Source organism: Streptomyces sp. ID05-39B, from assembly GCF_033794725.1.
Classification (GTDB): Bacteria; Actinomycetota; Actinomycetes; order Streptomycetales; family Streptomycetaceae; genus Streptomyces; species Streptomyces bobili.
Window position 1 is genome coordinate 1 of sequence record NZ_JARGEF010000171.1, and the last position, 18,587, is coordinate 18,587.

14 protein-coding genes are annotated in these 18,587 nt (G+C 71.5%); 5 read left to right on the forward strand and 9 right to left on the reverse strand.

All coding sequences use genetic code 11. The annotated features are described in order from the left end of the window. Positions 1 to 631 precede the first annotated feature (631 nt). From pfkB to P1P75_RS29025, 3 genes are all read right to left on the reverse strand, one after another. Positions 632 to 1,579, reverse strand: coding sequence for a 1-phosphofructokinase (pfkB, locus tag P1P75_RS29015; RefSeq protein WP_319260820.1), 948 nt, complete (start codon positions 1,577 to 1,579; stop codon positions 632 to 634). 12 nt (positions 1,580 to 1,591) lie between these two features. Continuing rightward, on the reverse strand, positions 1,592 to 2,353 hold the full coding sequence (locus P1P75_RS29020; RefSeq protein WP_319260823.1) for a DeoR/GlpR family DNA-binding transcription regulator: 762 nt from the start codon (positions 2,351 to 2,353) through the stop codon (positions 1,592 to 1,594). A gap of 277 nt (positions 2,354 to 2,630) precedes the next feature. Beyond that, on the reverse strand, positions 2,631 to 4,205 hold the full coding sequence (locus P1P75_RS29025) for an MFS transporter (protein ID WP_319260826.1): 1,575 nt from the start codon (positions 4,203 to 4,205) through the stop codon (positions 2,631 to 2,633). Between the two features lie 62 nt (positions 4,206 to 4,267). Here P1P75_RS29025 and P1P75_RS29030 point away from each other — a divergent pair, with 62 nt between their 5' ends. Beyond that, positions 4,268 to 5,260, forward strand: a complete 993-nt coding sequence (locus P1P75_RS29030; protein ID WP_319260829.1) for a YafY family protein — start codon at positions 4,268 to 4,270, stop codon at positions 5,258 to 5,260. Positions 5,261 to 5,287: 27 nt separating this feature from the next. Here P1P75_RS29030 and P1P75_RS29035 read toward each other — a convergent pair whose 3' ends face one another. Continuing rightward, positions 5,288 to 5,974, reverse strand: coding sequence for a TetR family transcriptional regulator (locus P1P75_RS29035; protein ID WP_319260854.1), 687 nt, complete (start codon positions 5,972 to 5,974; stop codon positions 5,288 to 5,290). A 617-nt stretch (positions 5,975 to 6,591) separates the two neighbouring features. Further along, positions 6,592 to 7,587 carry a sigma-70 family RNA polymerase sigma factor gene (locus tag P1P75_RS29040; RefSeq protein ID WP_319260832.1) on the reverse strand — a complete coding sequence of 332 codons (996 nt, stop codon included), beginning with the start codon at positions 7,585 to 7,587 and terminating at the stop codon, positions 6,592 to 6,594. A gap of 203 nt (positions 7,588 to 7,790) precedes the next feature. Here P1P75_RS29040 and P1P75_RS29045 point away from each other — a divergent pair, with 203 nt between their 5' ends. Next, positions 7,791 to 8,309, forward strand: coding sequence for a GNAT family N-acetyltransferase (locus P1P75_RS29045; RefSeq protein ID WP_319260834.1), 519 nt, complete (start codon positions 7,791 to 7,793; stop codon positions 8,307 to 8,309). An 81-nt stretch (positions 8,310 to 8,390) separates the two neighbouring features. On the opposite strand, the gene P1P75_RS29050 is transcribed toward P1P75_RS29045, so the two are convergent. Continuing rightward, positions 8,391 to 9,200, reverse strand: a complete 810-nt coding sequence (locus P1P75_RS29050) for a class III extradiol ring-cleavage dioxygenase (protein WP_319260837.1) — start codon at positions 9,198 to 9,200, stop codon at positions 8,391 to 8,393. A gap of 135 nt (positions 9,201 to 9,335) precedes the next feature. Between P1P75_RS29050 and P1P75_RS29055 the strand changes: the two genes are divergently transcribed. Then, positions 9,336 to 9,845, forward strand: a complete 510-nt coding sequence (locus P1P75_RS29055; RefSeq protein ID WP_319260839.1) for a MarR family transcriptional regulator — start codon at positions 9,336 to 9,338, stop codon at positions 9,843 to 9,845. Between the two features lie 27 nt (positions 9,846 to 9,872). On the opposite strand, the gene P1P75_RS29060 is transcribed toward P1P75_RS29055, so the two are convergent. Beyond that, positions 9,873 to 11,408 (reverse strand): MFS transporter, encoded by a 1,536-nt coding sequence (locus P1P75_RS29060; RefSeq protein WP_319260842.1) that lies wholly within the window; start codon positions 11,406 to 11,408, stop codon positions 9,873 to 9,875. 202 nt (positions 11,409 to 11,610) lie between these two features. Continuing rightward, positions 11,611 to 12,258 carry a helix-turn-helix domain-containing protein gene (locus P1P75_RS29065; protein WP_319260845.1) on the reverse strand — a complete coding sequence of 216 codons (648 nt, stop codon included), beginning with the start codon at positions 12,256 to 12,258 and terminating at the stop codon, positions 11,611 to 11,613. A gap of 336 nt (positions 12,259 to 12,594) precedes the next feature. Here P1P75_RS29065 and P1P75_RS29070 point away from each other — a divergent pair, with 336 nt between their 5' ends. Together P1P75_RS29070 and P1P75_RS29075 are read left to right on the forward strand one after the other, a co-directional pair. Next, positions 12,595 to 13,923: a M6 family metalloprotease domain-containing protein gene (locus P1P75_RS29070; RefSeq protein ID WP_319260847.1), complete on the forward strand. Its 1,329-nt coding sequence runs from the start codon at positions 12,595 to 12,597 to the stop codon at positions 13,921 to 13,923. Between the two features lie 94 nt (positions 13,924 to 14,017). After that, positions 14,018 to 15,610, forward strand: a complete 1,593-nt coding sequence (locus P1P75_RS29075; RefSeq protein ID WP_319260850.1) for a helix-turn-helix domain-containing protein — start codon at positions 14,018 to 14,020, stop codon at positions 15,608 to 15,610. A gap of 51 nt (positions 15,611 to 15,661) precedes the next feature. Here P1P75_RS29075 and P1P75_RS29080 read toward each other — a convergent pair. Then, the coding region (locus tag P1P75_RS29080; RefSeq protein WP_319260852.1) for an ATP-binding domain-containing protein at positions 15,662 to 18,587 on the reverse strand (2,926 nt) is incomplete at its 5' end.

Sequence of the window (18,587 nt, forward strand, 5' to 3'; positions counted from 1 at the left end):
TTCTTTCCTCTTTTATCTTTTTTTTTTTTGAGATCGGGGGCCCCGCGAGTCTTACCATTTTGCTTTGGTGGGCGGGGTAGAAGGGTTATAGCAGGCGGATACGGGCCCTGCCTGCCCTGGTCAGCGGGGCGGCTCAGGACGCCCCACTGCCCGTACTGGGCGGCGAGTAAAGGTGAACCTCGCCGGGTTCCGGCCGGCATCGTCCGGGCTGCCGGGCTCATGAGGGACACCCGGTGGACGGCGTCCGCCGTGGCAGGGGCCGGGCGATGGGGCGTCGAAAGCTCCAGGCGGTGGGCGCCGGCAGGGGGCAGGCGGTGGGCCACGGCAGGAACCGGGCGGCCGGCCACACCGGAGGCCAGGCGGTCGGCCACCGCAAGCGGCAGACGGCCGGCCGCGGAAGGCGCCGGACGGCCAGCCACGGCAAGGGGCAGACGGCCGGCCGCGGCAAGCGGCAGGCAGCGGGCCGCGGAAGGCGCCAGACGGCCGGCCACCGGAAGCGCCGGACGGCGGACCACGGCAAGCGGCAGACGGCCGGCCGCGGAAGGCGCCGGACGACGGGCCGCGGCCAGGGGCAGCCGCTGGGCCTCGGAAGGCGCGAGGCGGCGGGTCGAAGTAGGGGCCAGGTCGGGAGTCATGCCACCGGCTCCTTCAGTTCGCGGTCCACCGGGATCTCCGCGGTGACCGTCACCGCGGCCGGGTTCAGATCGGCCGGGGTCGGCATCACGCTGCCGGGCAGCTGGACGGCCGCGGCGCCGTGCGCGACGGCGGAGGCGAGGGCCTTCGCACCGGTGCCGCCGGCGATGAGGAATCCGGCGAGGGAGGAGTCCCCCGCCCCCACATTGCTGCGGACGGCGTCGACGCGCGCGGTGGCGAACCAGGTGCCCCCCTCCTCCACGAGGAGCTGCCCGTCGGCGCCCAGGCTCGCGAGCACGGCGCGGGCGCCCATCTCGCGCAACTCCTCGGCCGCCTTCACGGCATCACCCACGGTCGCCAGCGGGCGTCCGACGGCCTCGGCGAGTTCCTCGGCGTTCGGCTTCACTACGTCGGGCCGCTCGCGCAGCGCCTCCAGCAGCGCGCGCCCCGAGGTGTCCAGCGCGATCCGAGCGCCCCCGGCGTGCGCCCGCGCGACCACGTCGGCGTACCAGGAAGGCGCGAGGCCGCGGGGCAGGCTGCCGCAGCAGGCGATCCAGTCGGCGTCGCGGGACTGCTCGCGCACGGTCTCCAGGAGCAGTTCCTGCTCGGCCGGGGACAGCTCCGGACCCGGCGCGTTGATCTTCGTCAGCACCCCGTCGGACTCCGCGAGCGCGATGTTCGAGCGGGTGGCCCCGGCGACCGGGACCGGCGCGACCTCGATGCCCTGCGCGTCGAGCAGATCGGCGACGAGCGCGCCCGGCGCACCACCCAGGGGCAGTACGGCGACCGAGCGCCGGCCGGCGGCCGCGACGGCCCGGGAGACGTTCACGCCCTTGCCGCCGGGGTCCATGCGCTCGCCGGTGGCACGGATGACCTCGCCGCGGTCGAGGGAGGGAACCTCGTACGTGCGGTCGAGGGACGGGTTCGGGGTGACGGTGAGGATCATGCGCACTCGTTTCTAGACACAGAGCACTTCCGTGCCGCCGCGCTCGATGGCGGCCGCGTCGTCGGGGCTCAGCCCGCTGTCTGTGATCAGCACGTCCACGTCGCCCAGGTCACCGAAGCGGGCGAAGTGTTCCTGACCGTGCTTGGCGGAGTCGGCGAGCAGGACGACCCGGCGTGCCGCGGCCATCGCCGCCCGCTTCACCGCGGCCTCGGCGAGGTCGGGGGTGGTGAGCCCGTGCTCGGCGGAGAACCCGTTCGCGGCGACGAAGAGGACGTCGGCGCGGATCTCGCCGTACGCCCGCAGTGCCCAGGCGTCCACGGCGGCGCGCGTACGGTGCCGTACGCGCCCCCCGATCAGGTGGAGCTGCATGCCGGGGTGGTCGGCGAGCCGGGCCGCGATCGGCAGGGAGTGGGTGACCACGGTGAGGGAGGCCTCCAGCGGGAGGGCGGCGGCCAGGCGGGCGACCGTCGTACCGGCGTCGAGGATCATCGTGCCCTCCGCCGGCAGTTCGGCCAGGGCGGCCTTGGCGATGCGGTCCTTCTCGTCGGCGGAGGTGGACTCGCGTTCGGCGAGGTCCGGCTCGAAATCGAGGCGTCCGACCGGTATGGCACCGCCGTGCACGCGGCGAACGAGGCCGGCGCGGTCGAGGGCCTTCAGGTCGCGGCGGATCGTCTCCGCCGTGACCTGGAACTCCTCGGCCAGCGACAGGACGTCCACCCGCCCGCCGTCACGGGCGAGCCGCAGGATCTCCTGCTGCCGCTCCGGTGCGTACATGTCCGTTCGCCTCCGACCATTACCGGGTTTATGCCCGAACTTGTGGTTTCGCCACGGAGGCTACGCCCGGTTTTCCGGAAAGTAAACAGGTTCGGGCGCCATTCGGGCATGAACGGACTTGCGGGGATGCCGAGCATGCCCAGAGACGACAGCTGGAGACGACAGGTGGAGACGACAACGGTGGACGACGGCTGAGGACGACGGCCGAGGACGACGGCCGAACACGACGGAAGGGCCGGGCACCCTGGCAGGTGGCCGGCCCTTGCGTGGTCCTGCTTCAGGAGACGAGTTCCGGCTCCTTCTCCGCCGCCGGCAGCTCCGCCTCCTGCGCACCCTCCACGTGCACAGCGGGCTTCCTGGGCAGGGCGAACATCAGCAGGAAGATGACGACCAGCACCGCGGCCACCCAGCCCAGCGCGTACCGGAAGGCGTCCACGAACTCCGGGCCGGTCTCGGCCGGCGTCAGCCGCTCGCCGATCCGCCCGAAGAAGACGACGGACACCAGGCCGAGGCCGAGCGCGTTGCCCATCTGCTGCACGGTGTTGATCAGCCCGGACGCCGAACCGGCGTGCTCGCGCGGCACCTCCGACAGCACCGCGTCGGTCAGCGGGGCGACGATCAGCCCCATGCCCGCGCCCATCACGGTGAGCGGGAGGATCATCTGCCAGGGGGCGATGTCGAGGCCGTAGCGCCCGGACTCCCACAGGTAGAGCAGGACGCCCGCGGCCATGGTCAGCGCGCCCGCCTGGAGCACCTTGCGGCCGAAGCGCGGGACCAGTTTCTGCACCGAGAGACCGGCGGCCGTCGACACCGCGAGGGAGAACGGGATCCCCGTCAGACCGGCGCGCAGCTCGCCCCAGCCGAGGCCGATCTGCATGTACAGCGTCCAGACCAGGAAGAAGATGCCGAGGCTCACGCCGAAGACCGTCTGCACCGCGATGCCCGCGGCGAAGCTCTTGACCCGGAAGAGGGACAGCTCGATCAGCGGCGAGCCGTCCCGCGCACCCTTGCGCCGCTCGTACGCCACCAGCGCGCCGAAGACGACGAACGCGCCGGCCATCGACAGGTACCCCCACAGCGGCCAGCCCAGCTCGCGCCCACGGGTCAGCGGGTAGAGCAGCATCAGCAGACCGAGCGTCACCAGCGCGACGCCGACCAGGTCGAGCTTGAGCGCCTTCGGTGCGCGCGACTCGGTGATGAAACGGCCTCCGAGGATCAGGGCCATGATGCCGACCGGCAGGTTGATGAGGAAGATCGGCCGCCACTCCAGCCCGAAGAGGTTCCACTCCATCAGCAGCGCGCCCAGCAGCGGCCCCGAGACCGCGCCCAGGCCGACGACCGCGCCGAAGAGTCCGAAGACCTTGCCGCGTTCGTGGGCCGGGAAGGTGGCGTGCACGATCGACAGCACCTGCGGGACCATCAGCGCCGCCATGCCGCCCTGGAGGAGGCGGGAGGCGACCAGCATCTCCGGGTTCGCGGCGAAGCCGCACAGTGCGGAGGCGATGGTGAAACCGCCGATGCCGAGGAGGAACAGCCGCTTGCGGCCGTAGATGTCGCCCAGGCGTCCGCCGGTGATGAGGCCGGCGGCGAAGGCGAGCGCGTAACCGGCGGTGATCCACTGGACCTGGCTGTCGGAGGCGCCCGCGTCTCGCTGCATGGACGGGATGGCGATGTTGACGATCGTGACGTCGACGAGGTCCATGAAGGCCGCGGTCATCACGATCGCCAGGGCGAACCACCGGCGCCGGTCGCCCACGGCCGCCGGTGTGGTCACGGCTGCCGGGGCGTCCGTCCTCGGGAGGCGCTCGGCCGGCCCGGGATCGGCGGAGGACTGGGTCTCGTTGGAGGTCATGGGAGGACACTAGGGGCCCACTAGGTCAGATGGTGTCCTAGTGGTAGGGCATCCTCGGACGCATGACGACGGACACTCCGGCTCGGCTGCTGCAACTCCTCTCCCTCCTCCAGACGCCCCGCGAATGGCCCGGCGGCGAACTCGCCGGCCGGCTCCAGGTGTCCCGCCGCACGGTCCGGCGGGACATCGACCGGCTGCGCGAACTCGGCTATCCCGTCCAGGCGACCAAGGGCTCCGACGGCGGATACCGGCTGATCGCGGGCAAGGCGATGCCCCCGCTCGTCCTCGACGACGAGGAGGCGGTGGCGATCGCGGTCGGCCTGCGGGCGGGCGCCGGGCACGCGCTGGAGGGCGTCGACGAGGCCTCCGTACGGGCCCTGGCGAAGCTGGAGCAGGTGCTGCCGGCCCGGCTGCGCCACCGGGTCGCCACGCTCCAGGCCGCGACCACCCCACTGACCAGCGGGGACGGGGCCAGCATCGCGCCCGAGACGCTCACCGTCATCGCCTCGACGGTCGCCGGGCACGAGCGGCTGCGGTTCGCCTACCGCGCGAAGGACGGCACCGAGACGCGCCGCCTGACCGAGCCGTACCGCCTCGTCTCCACCGGCCGCCGCTGGTACCTCGTCGCCTACGACCTCGAACGCGACGACTGGCGCACCTTCCGCGTCGACCGGGTGGCGCAGCCCTTCGCCACCGGAACCCGCTTCACCCCCCGGGAGGTGCCGCAGGGCGACGCGGCGGAATACCTGCGCCGGTCCATCCAACGGCGCCAGGAGACCTACGAGTTCGACGTCACCTTCCAGGCCCCGGCCGAGACCGTCGCCGCGCAGCTCCCGTCCTGGTTCGGCCGGCCGGAGCAGACTCCCGACGGCTGCCGCCTGCGAGCCGTCACCGGCGACCCCCTGGAGTGGCTCGCGGTCCGCCTGGCCATGCTGGGCCACGAGTTCACGGTCCACTCCCCAGTGGAACTGGTGCAGCGCGTACGGGAGTTGGGGGGGCGCCTGGGACGAGCGGGCGCAGGGTCGGCATCGGGACCGGGACCGGGACCCGGCTAGCTGCTCCCGTCGACGCCGCCGGAGGCACTACTCGGGCTCCCGCCACTCCATCCGCCGCACCGCTTCCAGGTTCCTCAGGGCGAGTTCCGCCGGGCCGCCGCGCCCGTTCGGGGGGTGGTCGGTCGCGGCCCAGCTCTCCACGGCGACGCGGACCGCGGCCCCCGCGACCGCCGCGGCGAAACGCTGGCGCGGGGTGGGCTCGCCGAGTTGGGTGGCGGGCTCGGCGGACCCTGCGAATCCGGCCGGCTCTGCAGACCCGGCCGGCTCGGCAGAGCCCACGGCCTCGGCAACGTTGTCGAGCCCGGCGGCAGTCCTGGCCGCCCGCTCCCTGAGCACCTCCCCCAACGCCCCCTCCGACGCATGGCAGACCTCCGCCCAGACCTTGCCCAGGGCGGGACTGGCGGAGGCGAGGCGGATGAGGGTGCGGACCCACTCCCAGGACGCCGAGGAGATTCCCACGCCGGGGGTGAGCGTCTGCCGTACCGCGTGCTCCAGCGCCTCGGGCAGGGTCAGGTGGGGCGGGGCCTCACGCACCGCCTCCGCCCAGCGCTGGGCGCCGGCCGCGTAGAGGGGGGCGACCGCCTCCTCCTTGGAGGCGAAGTAGCGGTAGAACGTGCGGGGCGCGATTCCGGCCGCCTGGGCGATGTCCTCGGCACGGGTGGCCTTGAGGCCTCGGGCGGCGAAGAGCCCGGCGGCCGCTCGGGCGATCTCCATCCTGGTCGCCGCCTTGCGCCGCTCGGTCAGTGAAGCCGGGGCGGACGGGGTGCCGGAGGAGGAAGGGGTGGGGAGCGGTGCGGGGGTGGAGCTGGTCACGCCGGCAGGCTATGCCCATGTGGCACAATCTGCCATCCAGGCGGGCCACCCCGTGGTTCAGGTACGGGGTGCCCCGCCCTTCTCCCCGCCCATGCGCAAAAAGAGCCGGACTCCGGCGCCAGGGGGGGAGGCGCCGGAGCCCGACTCGGGAAGTCCCGGCGCCGGGGGGATGTGCGTCGGGACATGGTTCGAGAAGTCTTCTGGAAGGCGTTCTGGACGTCGTTCGGAACTCTCGGACCACGGCGTTCAAGAAGTTGGTTCAGAAGAGGTAGCCAGAGCTGGTCGGACCAGAGCCGGTCAGAGCTGTCAGAGGCAGTTCCGGAGACGTCACTCGAACTCCCGTACCCAGGAGTGTTTTTCCCTCCGGGCCGTCGGTTGAAGCGACCTTCTCCGCCATGTTTGCGCGTTGTTGCGCCACCCCGCGTACGCCGGTGGCAAAACCCGCACCCGCCCGGGACTCGCGTCGGGACACTCTCTCGCCCCGGACGCGAACCCCTGCTGCGGGTGCGGGCCCCGTCCTATGCCGCCGCCTCGAACCCGGTGTCCCGGGCAAGCTTCTTCAGTTCCATCAGGGCGTGCTTCTCGATCTGACGGATCCGCTCACGCGTCAGACCGTGCTCCTTGCCGACCTCGGTCAGCGTGCGCTCGCGGCCGTCGTCGATGCCGTACCGCATCTTGATGATGGAGGCCGTGCGCGGGTCGAGGCGGTCGATGAGGCCGTCCAGTTCCTCGCTGCGCAGCAGCGTGAGGACGGACTGCTCCGGCGAGACCGCCGAGGTGTCCTCGAGCAGGTCGCCGAACTGGGTCTCACCCTGGTCATCGACCGGCATGTTCAGCGAGACCGGGTCGCGCGCCCAGTCGAGCACGTCGATGACGCGCTCCGGCTTGGAACCCAGCTCGGTCGCGATCTCCAGCGGCTCCGGGTCGCGGCCGTGCTCGCGGTTGAACTCCCGCTGCACGCGGCGGATGCGGCCCAGCTCCTCCACGAGGTGGACGGGCAGCCGGATCGTGCGCGACTGGTCCGCTATGGAGCGGGTGATGGCCTGGCGGATCCACCACGTGGCGTAGGTGGAGAACTTGAAGCCCTTGCGGTAGTCGAACTTCTCGACGGCGCGGACCAGGCCGGCGTTGCCCTCCTGGACCAGGTCCAGCAGGGGCAGGCCGCTGCGCGGGTACCGGCGGGCGACCGCGACGACCAGTCGCAGGTTGGAACGGATGAAGACGTCCTTGGCGCGCTCCGCGTCGGCGACGAGCGCCTCGAGCTCCTCACGGGAGGCGTCGGCCTTGGCCTCCTCGGATCCGTCGAGGATCTGCCGCGCGAACACACCCGCCTCGATGATCTGCGACAGCTCGACTTCCTTTGCGGCGTCGAGCAGAGGCGTGCGCGCGATCTCGTCGAGGTACATGCCGACCAGATCGCGGTCGGCGATCTCTCCGCCATGGACGCGAGCGCTGCTTGCCGCGCCGGTCTCGCCGGAGGCGGACTGACGACGGGCGACGGCACGGGTTGCCATGCGTGCTCCCTTGCGATGGTGGGGTCAGCGGGTGGTCCTTGGACACCGGCGCACTGACTCGGGTCCTCCCGGACTCTCTCGGGACTCTCCTCGTGTGCCCTGCATCCGATGGAAACAACGACTGGAATCAGGACAGAATTCCCAACCCGTCCCCCGATTTTTCTGATCATGCAGTACCCTGTCGGGCCCCAGGAGGAGGACGAATGTCGTCGGAACGTACAGAAGTGCAGGTCAGGCCGGGAAACGAGGGGGATCTCGAAGCCCTCACCGACCTCTACAACCACTACGTACGTGAGACGCCGATCACATTCGATACCGCGATTTTCACTCCGGATGAGCGCCGCCCTTGGCTGCTCTCCCACCCTGAAGACGGCCCGTACCGGCTGATGGTTGCCACGGGCACGGACTCACAGGAAATTCTGGGGTACGCCACCTCCAGCCCCTTCCGTGCGAAGCAGGCCTACGCCACCTCCGTCGAGGTGACGGTCTATCTCCGCCCGGACGCCGGCGGCCGCGGGGTCGGCACGCTCCTCTACAAGGCACTCTTCGAGGCGCTGTCCGGCGAGGACCTGCATCGCGCGTACGCGGGCGTCGCCCAGCCCAACGAAGCGTCCGTGCGGCTGCACGAACGCTTCGGCTTCCGGCACGTGGGCACGTACCGCGAGGTGGGGCGCAAGTTCGGCCGCTACTGGGACGTCGCCTGGTTCGAGCGGGACCTGTAGCGGACGAACGGGACCGGGAGCGGACCAGAACGGCGAGCGGACCAGAACGGCCGAGCGGACCAGAACGACCGAGCCGGCGGGTCAGCCGAACTGCACCGACCGCTTCGCCATTCCCAGCCAGAACCCGTCGATCACCGACTTCTGCGCGTCCAGCTCGCCGGACACCTCCGCGGCGCCCATGGTGACGAACAGCGGGGCGAAGTGCTCGGTGCGCGGGTGGGCGTACCGGCCCGCGGGAGCCTTGTGGAGGAAGTCCAGCAGGGCGTCCCAGTCCCGCTTCTCCAGCGCGCGCCGCCCCCAGTCGTCGAACTCCGAGGACCAGGTGGGCACTCCCCCGCCGGTGTGCCGCAGCGCGGCCAGGTTGTGGGTGAAGAACCCGGAGCCGACGATGAGCACGCCCTCGTCGCGCAGTGGCGCGAGCTTGCGGCCGATCTCCATGAGCTTGACGGGGTCGAGCGTCGGCATGGAGATCTGGAGGACCGGGATGTCGGCGGCCGGGAACATCTCGACGAGGGGGACGTACGCCCCGTGGTCGAGGCCCCGGTCGGGGATGTCCTGTACGGGGATCCCGGGGGCGCGCAGCAGCTTGCGCACGCTCTCGGCGAGCCCGGGTGCGCCGGGAGCGTCGTAGCGCACCTTGTAGTAGTGCTCGGGGAAGCCCCAGAAGTCGTAGACCAGGGGGACCGGCTCGACCGCGCCGAGGGCGAGGGGGGCCTCCTCCCAGTGGGCGGAGACCATGAGGATCGCCTGGGGACGGGGCAGGTCGGCGGACCATGCGGCGAGCTGGCCCGGCCAGACGGCGTCGTCCGCGAGGGGCGGGGCACCGTGGCTCAGGTACAGGGCGGGCATGCGCTCCTGCGGAACGGCACGCTCCTGGGTGGCGGCGGACATGGCGGCAACTCCCTCGGCGGCTCGGCTGACCGGTGTTCGACTCAGCAACGTACTTGAACTCTAAATCTCCAGCTCCACATCACTGTAGGCCGCACTTGTTTAAATTTCAAGGATGGAACCCTTACAGTGGAGTACATGACGAAGGCAGCCGCACCCGCTCACGAGCCGCAATGGCTCACCGCAGAGGAACAGCGCATCTGGCGCTCGTACCTGCATGCCACCACCCTCCTCGAGGACCACATGGACCGGCAGCTGCAACGCGACGCCGGCATGCCGCACGTCTACTACGGCCTCCTCGTCAAGCTCGCCGAGTCCCCCCACCGCCGGCTGCGCATGACCGAACTGGCGAGGGATGCGAAGATCACCCGCTCCCGCCTCTCGCACGCCATCGCGCGCCTGGAGAAGAACGGCTGGGTGTGCCGCGAGGACTGCCCCTCCGACAAGCGCGGCCAGTTCGCCGTGCTGACCGACGACGGCCTCGACGTCCTGAGGAACGCGGCCCCCGGCCATGTGGCCGCCGTACGCAACGCGCTCTTCGACCGGCTCACCCCGCAACAGCAGAAGTCCCTCGGCGAGATCATGGAGATCGTCGCCGAGGGACTTCAGCCGAACGAAGCGGGTGCCGACCTGCCCTGGCTGCGCTAGCCGCTACGGCCCGGGCAGTACGTCACGTCAGTGGGCGACCACCGGAACCCGCAGGGAGTCCTCGGCCTCCTCGTCCGCGCCGGTGAGCGCGCTCATGTCCGGCTTGCCGGCGTTGACGAAGGTCAGGGCGATCGTGGCGGCGACGACCAGGATGCCGACGGCGAACCAGATCGCGCTGGTGTAGCCCTCCACCATGGCCTCCAGCTGGACCAGCTGCTGCTCGGAGCGGGTGCCGGCGTTGCCCATGTGGTCGGCGATGTACGAGGTCGTGGCCGAGGCGGCGATCGTGTTCAGCAGCGCCGTACCGATCGCGCCGCCCACCTGCTGCGAGGTGTTGACCATCGCGGAGGCGACACCGGAGTCGCGCGGCTCGACACCCTGGGTGGCCAGGGACATGGCCGGCATGAACGCCGTACCCATGCCGAGACCGAGCAGGAGCATCGCCGGCAGCAGCAGGGCCGTGTACGAGGAACCGATCTCCATCTGGGTCAGCAGCAGCATGCCGAGCGCGGCGACCAGGAAGCCGGGGCCCATCAGCAGCCGGGGTGCGACCCGGGTCATGAGGCGGGTGCCGATCTGGGTCGAGCCCGTGATCATGCCCACGATCATCGGAAGGAACGCGAAGCCGGTCTTGACCGGCGAGTAGCCCTTCACGATCTGCAGGTAGTAGGTCAGGAAGAGGAACAGGCCGAACATCGCGATGATCGCGAGACCGAGCGAGAGGTAGATACCGCCGCGGTTGCGGTCGGTGATCACGCGCAGCGGCAGCAGCGGGGACTTGACCTTCGCCTCGACGACCACGAAGGCCGTCAGCAGCACCGCGGACGCGATGAACATGCCGATGGTGAGGGCGTCGCTCCAGCCCTCGGACTCGGCGCGGGTGAAGCCGTAGACCAGGGACACCAGGCCCAGGGTGGACAGGATGACGCCCGGGATGTCGAGCGGGGAGCGGTTGCGTCCGCCCTCGGGCTCACGGATGACGAAGTAGGCGCCCGCCGCCGCGATGATCGCGAACGGGATGTTCACGAAGAACGTCCAGCGCCAGTCCAGGTACTCGGTGAGGAAGCCACCGAGGATGAGGCCGACCGCGCCGCCACCGCCGGCGATCGCGCCGTAGATGCCGAACGCCTTGGCGCGCTCCTTGGCGTCCGTGAACATCACGGCGAGCAGGGAGAGCGCGGCGGGCGCGAGCAGTGCGCCGAAGGCACCCTGCAGAGCGCGGGAGCCGAACATCATCGCCTCGTTGGTGGCCGCGCCACCGAGTGCGGAAGCCGCGGCGAAACCGATCAGGCCGACGACGAAGGTGCGCTTGCGGCCCCAGAGGTCCGCGATACGGCCACCGAAGAGAAGGAGTCCGCCGAAGGCCAGGGCGTACGCCGTGACGACCCACTGGCGGTTGCCGTCCGAGATTCCCAGGTCCTGCTGGGCGGAGGGCAGGGCGATGTTCACGATGGTCGCGTCGAGGACGACCATCAGCTGGGCGAGCGCGATGAACACGAGCGCTTTCCAGCGGGCCGGATCCGCCTGGCGGATGCCGGGAGCCTTCGTGGCTGTATCAGACATGGTGGTACCCACTTCGGAACTTCGTGACGGAAATGTCATGACTTGGTGAAAGAAAACGGGCGGAGCGAGATGACGATCCGTCGACGGTGACGGCCGTGGAGAGGGATCGACGGCGAGATCTACGTGACTTGGTGGCTTGATGGTTTGGCGGCTTGGTGACCCGGTGGCCTGACGGTCCGGCCGCTTGGTGGCTTGCGGTGGCTCAGGCCTGGCGCAGGTCCTCCATGGTCACGGCCGTACCCGGCAGGACCGAGCGGGCCGGTGCCCGCAGTCCGTCCAGGAACAACTGGAGATGACGGTGGAGGAAGCGGTCGGCGCTGAGGCAGGCGGTACCCGCCGGAGGACGGCTGAGCTGGGCCACGGCGACCATCAGGTCGCCGTAGCCGACGTCGTCGCGGAGCTGTCCGGCCTGCCGGGCGCGCTCCATGACCTCCTCGACGAGCTGCTCGAACCGCATGCGGGTAGCCACGAGATCCGGGTGGTTCTGGTCGAACGCGCTGGCGATCATCGGGCACAGCGCGCTGACGCGTTCGTCGGCGGCGACATGCACGAAACGCTCCAGCGCACCGAAGGCGTCGCCCGTCTCGGCGAGCGCCTGGGCAGCCGCCTCAGCCGTGCGGTCCATGACGGAGCAGACGACCTCGCGGACGAGAGCCTCCCGGTCGGGGAAGTTGCGGTACACCGTGGCATTGCCGACGCCGGCCCGGCGGGCGATGTCGTCGAGCGGCACGTCGGGGCCGAGTTCGACGAACATCTCGCGGGCGGCGGTGACGATCCGCTCCCGGTTGCGCAGGGCGTCGGCGCGCGGCCTGGGCACCTTGCGCTGCGCGGGGGCGGTTGCGGTCTGCACGGCGTACTCCTCTTGATCGATGACGTGACGGGTGGTGCTGAGGTGACTGGTGGTGCTGGTGGTGCCGGCCCTGCTGGTGTCGCCGTCCTTTCGCGATCCGGGGAAGTGATCCCCGTTTCGGTCGGACACATGGCTAAACGGGGAGACGGTCCCCGGTTATTTCCCGGCGGCCGATTCTTTTCACGTGACCTGGGTCACAGGCCCCCGCACCTCGCCTCTACCTCCCGGTAACCCACGATCGGCCGTGCCAGCGCGCGCCCCCGCCCGCTCCCGACGAAGGTGATCAAAAGGGTGCAGCCGGTGACCGGGTGGCTGCCTGGCGCGAAGGGTTCCCGCATGCAGCCGCAGCCTGAGCGACCCGGGGCAGGCCGGCAGGCCGCGCCTGTGGAGCCGCTCCACCGACGCATACGCCGGCGCCGCACGGCCGGCCTCGTCTGTGTGACCGCGCTGACCTTCGCGGTCAGCACCTCGGCCGGCACCGCTCACCTCGCACCGCGTCCGACCCCGGCCGGGGCGGGACCGATCTCGCTGGCCCGCTCGGCCGCCCTCGCCCCCTGCCTGATCACCGCAGGCTCCGCCGTCCAGATGTCCGAGGGCGTCCCGACGCCCGGCGGCTACGCCCGACCCACGGGCACCGTCCGCGCCCTCACCCTGATGATCGACTTCTCGGACGCGCCCGGCCGCGGCAAGGCGCAGGACCGGTTCCGCGAATTCTTCCCCCAGACCCGGGACTGGTTCCACACCGCGTCCTACGGCCGCCTCGACTACCGCGCCGAGACCCCCGTCCCCGGCTGGCTGCGCATGCCCAAGCCGTTCCGGGCGTACGGCATAGAGCGCGGCGCCCCCTTCGACCCCGGCTACCGCGAGCTGGTCCAGGACATTGTGGCCGCCGCCGACCCGACCGTCGACTTCCGGACGTACGACCTCCTGAACGTGCTGGTCACCCCGAACGCCGGCCCCTCCGCGCTGGACACGGTCCTGTCGGTGACGTTCGCCGGAAACCACGAGGCCCCGGTCGCCGACGGCGTCCCCGTCGCGAACGCGTCCTTCGTCTACTCCCGCCAGGACGACGGCTCCGGCTCCTACGACCGCACCGGCTACCGCGTCCTGCCGCACGAGAACGGCCACGTCTTCGGGCTGCCCGACCTCTACACCCAGGAGGGCGGCGGCGCGGTCGGCCACTGGGACATCATGAGCGAGGACTGGGGCGCCAACAACGACTTCCTCGGCTGGCACAAATGGAAGCTGGGCTGGCTGGACGCCGACCAGATCGGCTGTGCCTCCGCGCCCGGCACCAGCGAGCACGCCCTCACCCCCCTCGCCGAGCGGGGCGGCCCCAAGCTGGTCTTCGTCCCCCTCAGCAGCCGCGCCGGATACGCCGTCGAACTGCGCACCCGTGACGGCAACGACGAGGCCGTGTGCCGCCCCGGCGTCCTCGTCTACCGGGTCGACGCGAACATCGACACCGGCATGGGCCCGGTCACGGTCCACGACTCCCAGCGCGACAGCGGCGGCTGCACGCGCAGCCCGAACGTCCACGCCGAGCTGTCGGACGCGCCGCTCGTGCCGGGCGAGACGTTCAAGGACACGGCGCGCGGGGTGCGGATCTCCGTGGTGGCGGCGGACCTGGAGGGGACGTACCGGGTGCGGATCACCCGGAGCTAGCCACCGGATCCCCCGCGCCGCAGTGGCCGTACGACGCCGGACCCGGGCGCGGCTACCGTAGGCGACCTGCCGCGACCGCCGTACCGGAGAGACGATGCCCGCCAGGACGACCCCGACCGCCGCCCCGGACAGCCAGGTACCGGAGGAGGCCGTCACGCCGTTGATCCGCGGGGTCGCCGTCCTGGAGGAACTGACCGCGGCGGGCGGCACGATGAGCGCGAGCGCCCTGGAACGCGCCACCGGCCTGGCCCGCTCCACCGTCGACCGGATCGTGGCGACCCTGGCCCGCATGGAGTACGTCCGCCTGGACGGCCGGGACGCGGTCCTGACCCCGCACGTGATGGAACTCGGCAACGCCTACCTGGCCGCACTGCGCCTGCCCGCCCTCCTCGGCTCACGCGCCGACGCCCTGGCCGACGAACTCGACGAGTCGGTGTCGCTGGCGGTCGCCGACCGCGACGGAATCCGCTTCATCCACCAGGCGACCCGCCGCCGCGCGATGTCCCTCAGCTTCCGCATCGGCGACCTGCTCCCCGCCGAACGCACCGCGCCCGGCCCGCTGTTCGCGACGGAGTGGACCGACGCCGACTGGACCCGCCGGCAAGCGCGCCGGGCGACGGACCCGCAGGACCGCACCTTCCCGGCGGTACCCCCCGCCCCGGAGGTCCGCCCGGACGCCGACTTCGTACGCCGGACCGAGCGGGCGGCGGCGGACGGCTGGTCCCTGGACGACCAGCTGATCGAGCCGGGCCTGGTGGCGGTCTCCGCGCCCGTACGGGACCCCCGTACGGGACGCCTCGCGTGCGTCGCCAGCGTCGTCAGCCACACGAGCCGCCACACGGCGGCCGATCTGCGCGAGACCCTCCTCCCCCGGCTCCGTACGGCCGTCGCGGAAATGGAACAGGACCTGCGCCAGGCCCCACCCGCCGAACCGGGCCCGCCACCCGCGGGCCTCGCCCTCTGGACGGGCGCGTCGAAGCAGGAACTGGGCCGCGAGTTCGTCGAGTCCCTGGCCCGCGGCCTGACCGTCCTCACGGCGTTCGGAGAGGGCCGCGAGTCCCTGACCCTGACCGAGGTGGCGAAGGCGACCGGTCTGGCCCGCGCGACGGCCCGCAGAGCCCTGATCACCTACGACCACCTCGGCCTGGTCGCCCAGACCGCCGACCGCACCTTCACCCTCACCCCCCGGGTCCTCTCCCTGGGCTTCCCCCCGCTCGCCGGAACCCCCCTCGCCCGCCTCGCGGAGCCCCACCTGCGGACACTGACGGACCGCATCCGGGAAACGACCTACCTCGCGGCCCTCACGGAAACGGGCGACGCGATCCAGTGCACGGCCCGCGTGACCGCCCACCACGTCATGCGCGTCGACATCCCCCTGGGCACCCGCCTCCCGGCCACGACCGACACCGCGGTGGGCCGAGTCCTCCTGCCCCACGGCTACGCCGACGTCGGCCATGACCACGCCGTGTCCGACGAGGAGTGGGAACAGGGCGTGCGCACCCTCGCCGTTCCCGTCCACGACCGCACCGGCCGCACGATCGCCGCCCTCGCCACCTCCACCCACACGGCCCGCCGCACGGCCGAGGACTGCGTCGACACCCTCCTCCCCGCCCTCGCCACCACAGCCACCCACATCGAAGCGGCCCTCCACACGGCCTCCCGCTTCACACCGGTGCCGGTGACCTGACACCGGATCCGGCGTCGACTCCCTCCGGGGCTTCGGAGACCCTCGGCGGGGTCACGCCCCGGAGGACCCCAGCGCGACGTCCGTGTCCTCGCCACCCCATCCCTGAGGGCTGCGCCAGATGACGTGGACATCGAAGACATCGCGGACGGTGTCCGCGGACCAGTCCTCGGCGGGAGGCTCGGAGAGGACCAGGTAGAGGCCGGCGGCCGGCGTCTCCAGGGTGTGGTTGATCTCCAGCAGGCGGGTCGCCCCCGAGCGCAGGTCCGCGTACGTGGAGCGGCCGGCTCCCAACGCCTCGTAGAGGAACAGGCCGCGCCCGGTGACACAACTGACATCGACGACCGGCGAATCGGCCGGCTGGAGGTCGGCCCAGAGCAGGGACGACTTCAGCGCATGACGGACCGCCTCATGCTTCCTGCACGTCCGGTCGGCATCGGCCGACTCCTCCAGCGCACGCAGGAAGCCCTCCTTCGTGGTGGTCGACGGTGGCGCGGTGGTGCTCTCCGCGAGGGTCATCTGCGCTACGTCCTTCTGCTCGGGCTGTTGCCGGGACTGCTCGGGCTGCTGCCCCTCGGCGGCGGGGACCGCTGGTATCACTGGGACCGCTGGGACCACCGTGGCGGTGACGTCGGAGTCCGGTGGCGGTTCCGGTTCCGTGGCGAGGCGGCCCTGCAGAACCCGGCGCGCTTCGGTCAGGGCCGCCGCCCAGCCCGAGGCCGTCAGGTCCTGCCGGAGCCGGCCGGCGTCCAAGGTGCCTTCCTTGAGAGCCCGGTTGGCCGTCGCGGCGAGGTCACGCAGAGCGCCCAGCCTTTCCCTGTCCGGGGAGCCGAAGAGGTGGAGCACATCGACCCAGTCGGCCTGGTCCCTGCGGAGGACGCGGTTGGCCATCCCCTGGAGTTCGGAGAGGCGGGCGCGGCCGTCGGGGACATCGCCGTCGTTCCGGACCAGCTCACCGAGGACGTCCAGCGCCGCGATGTAGCGCCCGGCCATCCTCTCGGAGACGGGCGAGCGGCCACGCTGGTCAGCGGTGAGCACGGTCTGGTTCGACTCGTTCGCGAACACCCAGCAGTCCAGCTTCTCGCCCCGTCGTGGAGGGGCCGACCCGTGGCGGACGGTGAGAACCAGCGGCCGGCCGATCACGGGCGACAGGGGCTTGACCCTGTAGCGACCGCCAGGAGCCTGGCCCACGACCTCGACCCGGACATCACTGCCGATCAGGGGCAGTCCGGCCGTGGCGCTTTCCGGCTGGACATCGGGCGACGCCGTGCCCGTCCCCGCACCGACCCCGGAGCCGAGGAGGGCCTCGGGAAGCGGGGCGGTGTGCAGGATGGTGAGGCTCTGCGTGCTGCGGGTGAGCGCCACGTACAGCTGTCGCAGGCCGGCGGGGCCGCGGTCGGCGATGGTGGCGGGCTCGACGACCAGGACATGGTCGTACTCCATGCCCTTGGCCTGTGCGGCGGCCAGGACGGACACCGACCCGCGGACCCGATCGTCGAGGTCGCCGCCTTCGTCGACCCTGCGACTGATCGCGTTCAGCCAGTCCGAGTCGTCGGGCACGACGACGGCGACGGAACGCAGCGTGCTTCCGTCACTGGTACCGACAAGGCGGGTCACCTGGGCGAGCGTGTCGTCGAGCAGCTTCCACGGCTCGGTCGCCACCGTCCGTACGGCGCCTTCGCCCGCCGCCCGGACGGCCCGCGGGTAGGGCAGGGCCGGCGCGATCGCCCGCGCGAGCGGGGCGACGAACTCCATGATCTCGGCGGGCACCCGATAGCTCGTGTTCAGCTCGGCCACCCGCCAGTCACCGTGGTCGGACAGCAGCGCGCCGATACGGTCCCAACTCGTCGGGATGTGCGGACCCGTTGCCTGCGCGAGGTCGCCCAGTACCGTCATGGAGCCGTTGACGGCACACCGCCGCCGCAGTGCACGGGCCTGCATGGGAGTGAGGTCCTGCGCCTCGTCGGCGACGATGTGGCCGTAGCGCCGCGGAGTGTCCCCGCTGATGAGCACCCGGAGCTCTTCGAGGCAGACGTGATCGTCGACGGTCCACGGGTCGGCGTCGGCGCTGGCGGCACGGGCCCGCAGCAGCGCGGCCTGCTCCTCCTGGCCGAGGATGCCGTCGGCGCACGCGCGGAGGAGTTCCGGTGAGTCGTAGAGGCTGCGCAGCGCCTCCCGGGCGCCCGGTGACGGCCAGACACGTTCGACGAGACGCTCGACCCGGCGGTTGCGCTCCAGATCACGGCGGACCGTGCCGGCCTGCCCGCGCCGGGGCGCGACCTCGGCGAGTTCCTTCAGGAGACGGTCGACGAGCAGCCCCCGGAAGCGGTCACGACGCTCCCGGTAGGGTCCGTCCCCGCCGTGGGCCTGGTCGAGAAGGGCGAGCACCGCGGCCCGCGGTACACGCAGGGTCGTACTCCCCGCGGTGACGACGATCGCGGGCTCGTCGCCCTCGAAGGCCGGGGCGACGGTGAGGTCGTCGACGGCCTCCGGCCGGTAGTCGTTCTCGACCCGACGCCGCAGCACGGCCGCCATGCGCTCGTCCGACTTCACGAGCCGGGCGAGCGGGGAGTCCGTACCGAGGATCTCGCCCTCCCACAGCCGGTTCAGCTGGACGGCGTTGACGTCCCGCGTACCGAGGGTGGGCAGAACCTGTCCGACATAGTCGAGAAACCGCTGGTGGGGCCCGATGACAAGGATGTCCTGGGCCTTGAAGTGCCCGTTGTTGACGAGCCAGGTCACCCGGTGGAGACCGACCGCGGACTTGCCGGTGCCGGGACCGCCCTGCACGACGAGGATGTCCGAGGGAGACCCGGTGACCAGGTCCATCTGATCCCGGCGAATGGTCTCGACGATGTCCCGCATACGCCCGCTGCGAGACCGCTGAAGCTCACGCAGCAGGAAGTCGTCGGGCTGAAGCGGTGTGCGGCGCAGGCGCCGGGCGATGTCGCCGGGGGCGGGGGGCGCGGCGGAGGTCGGG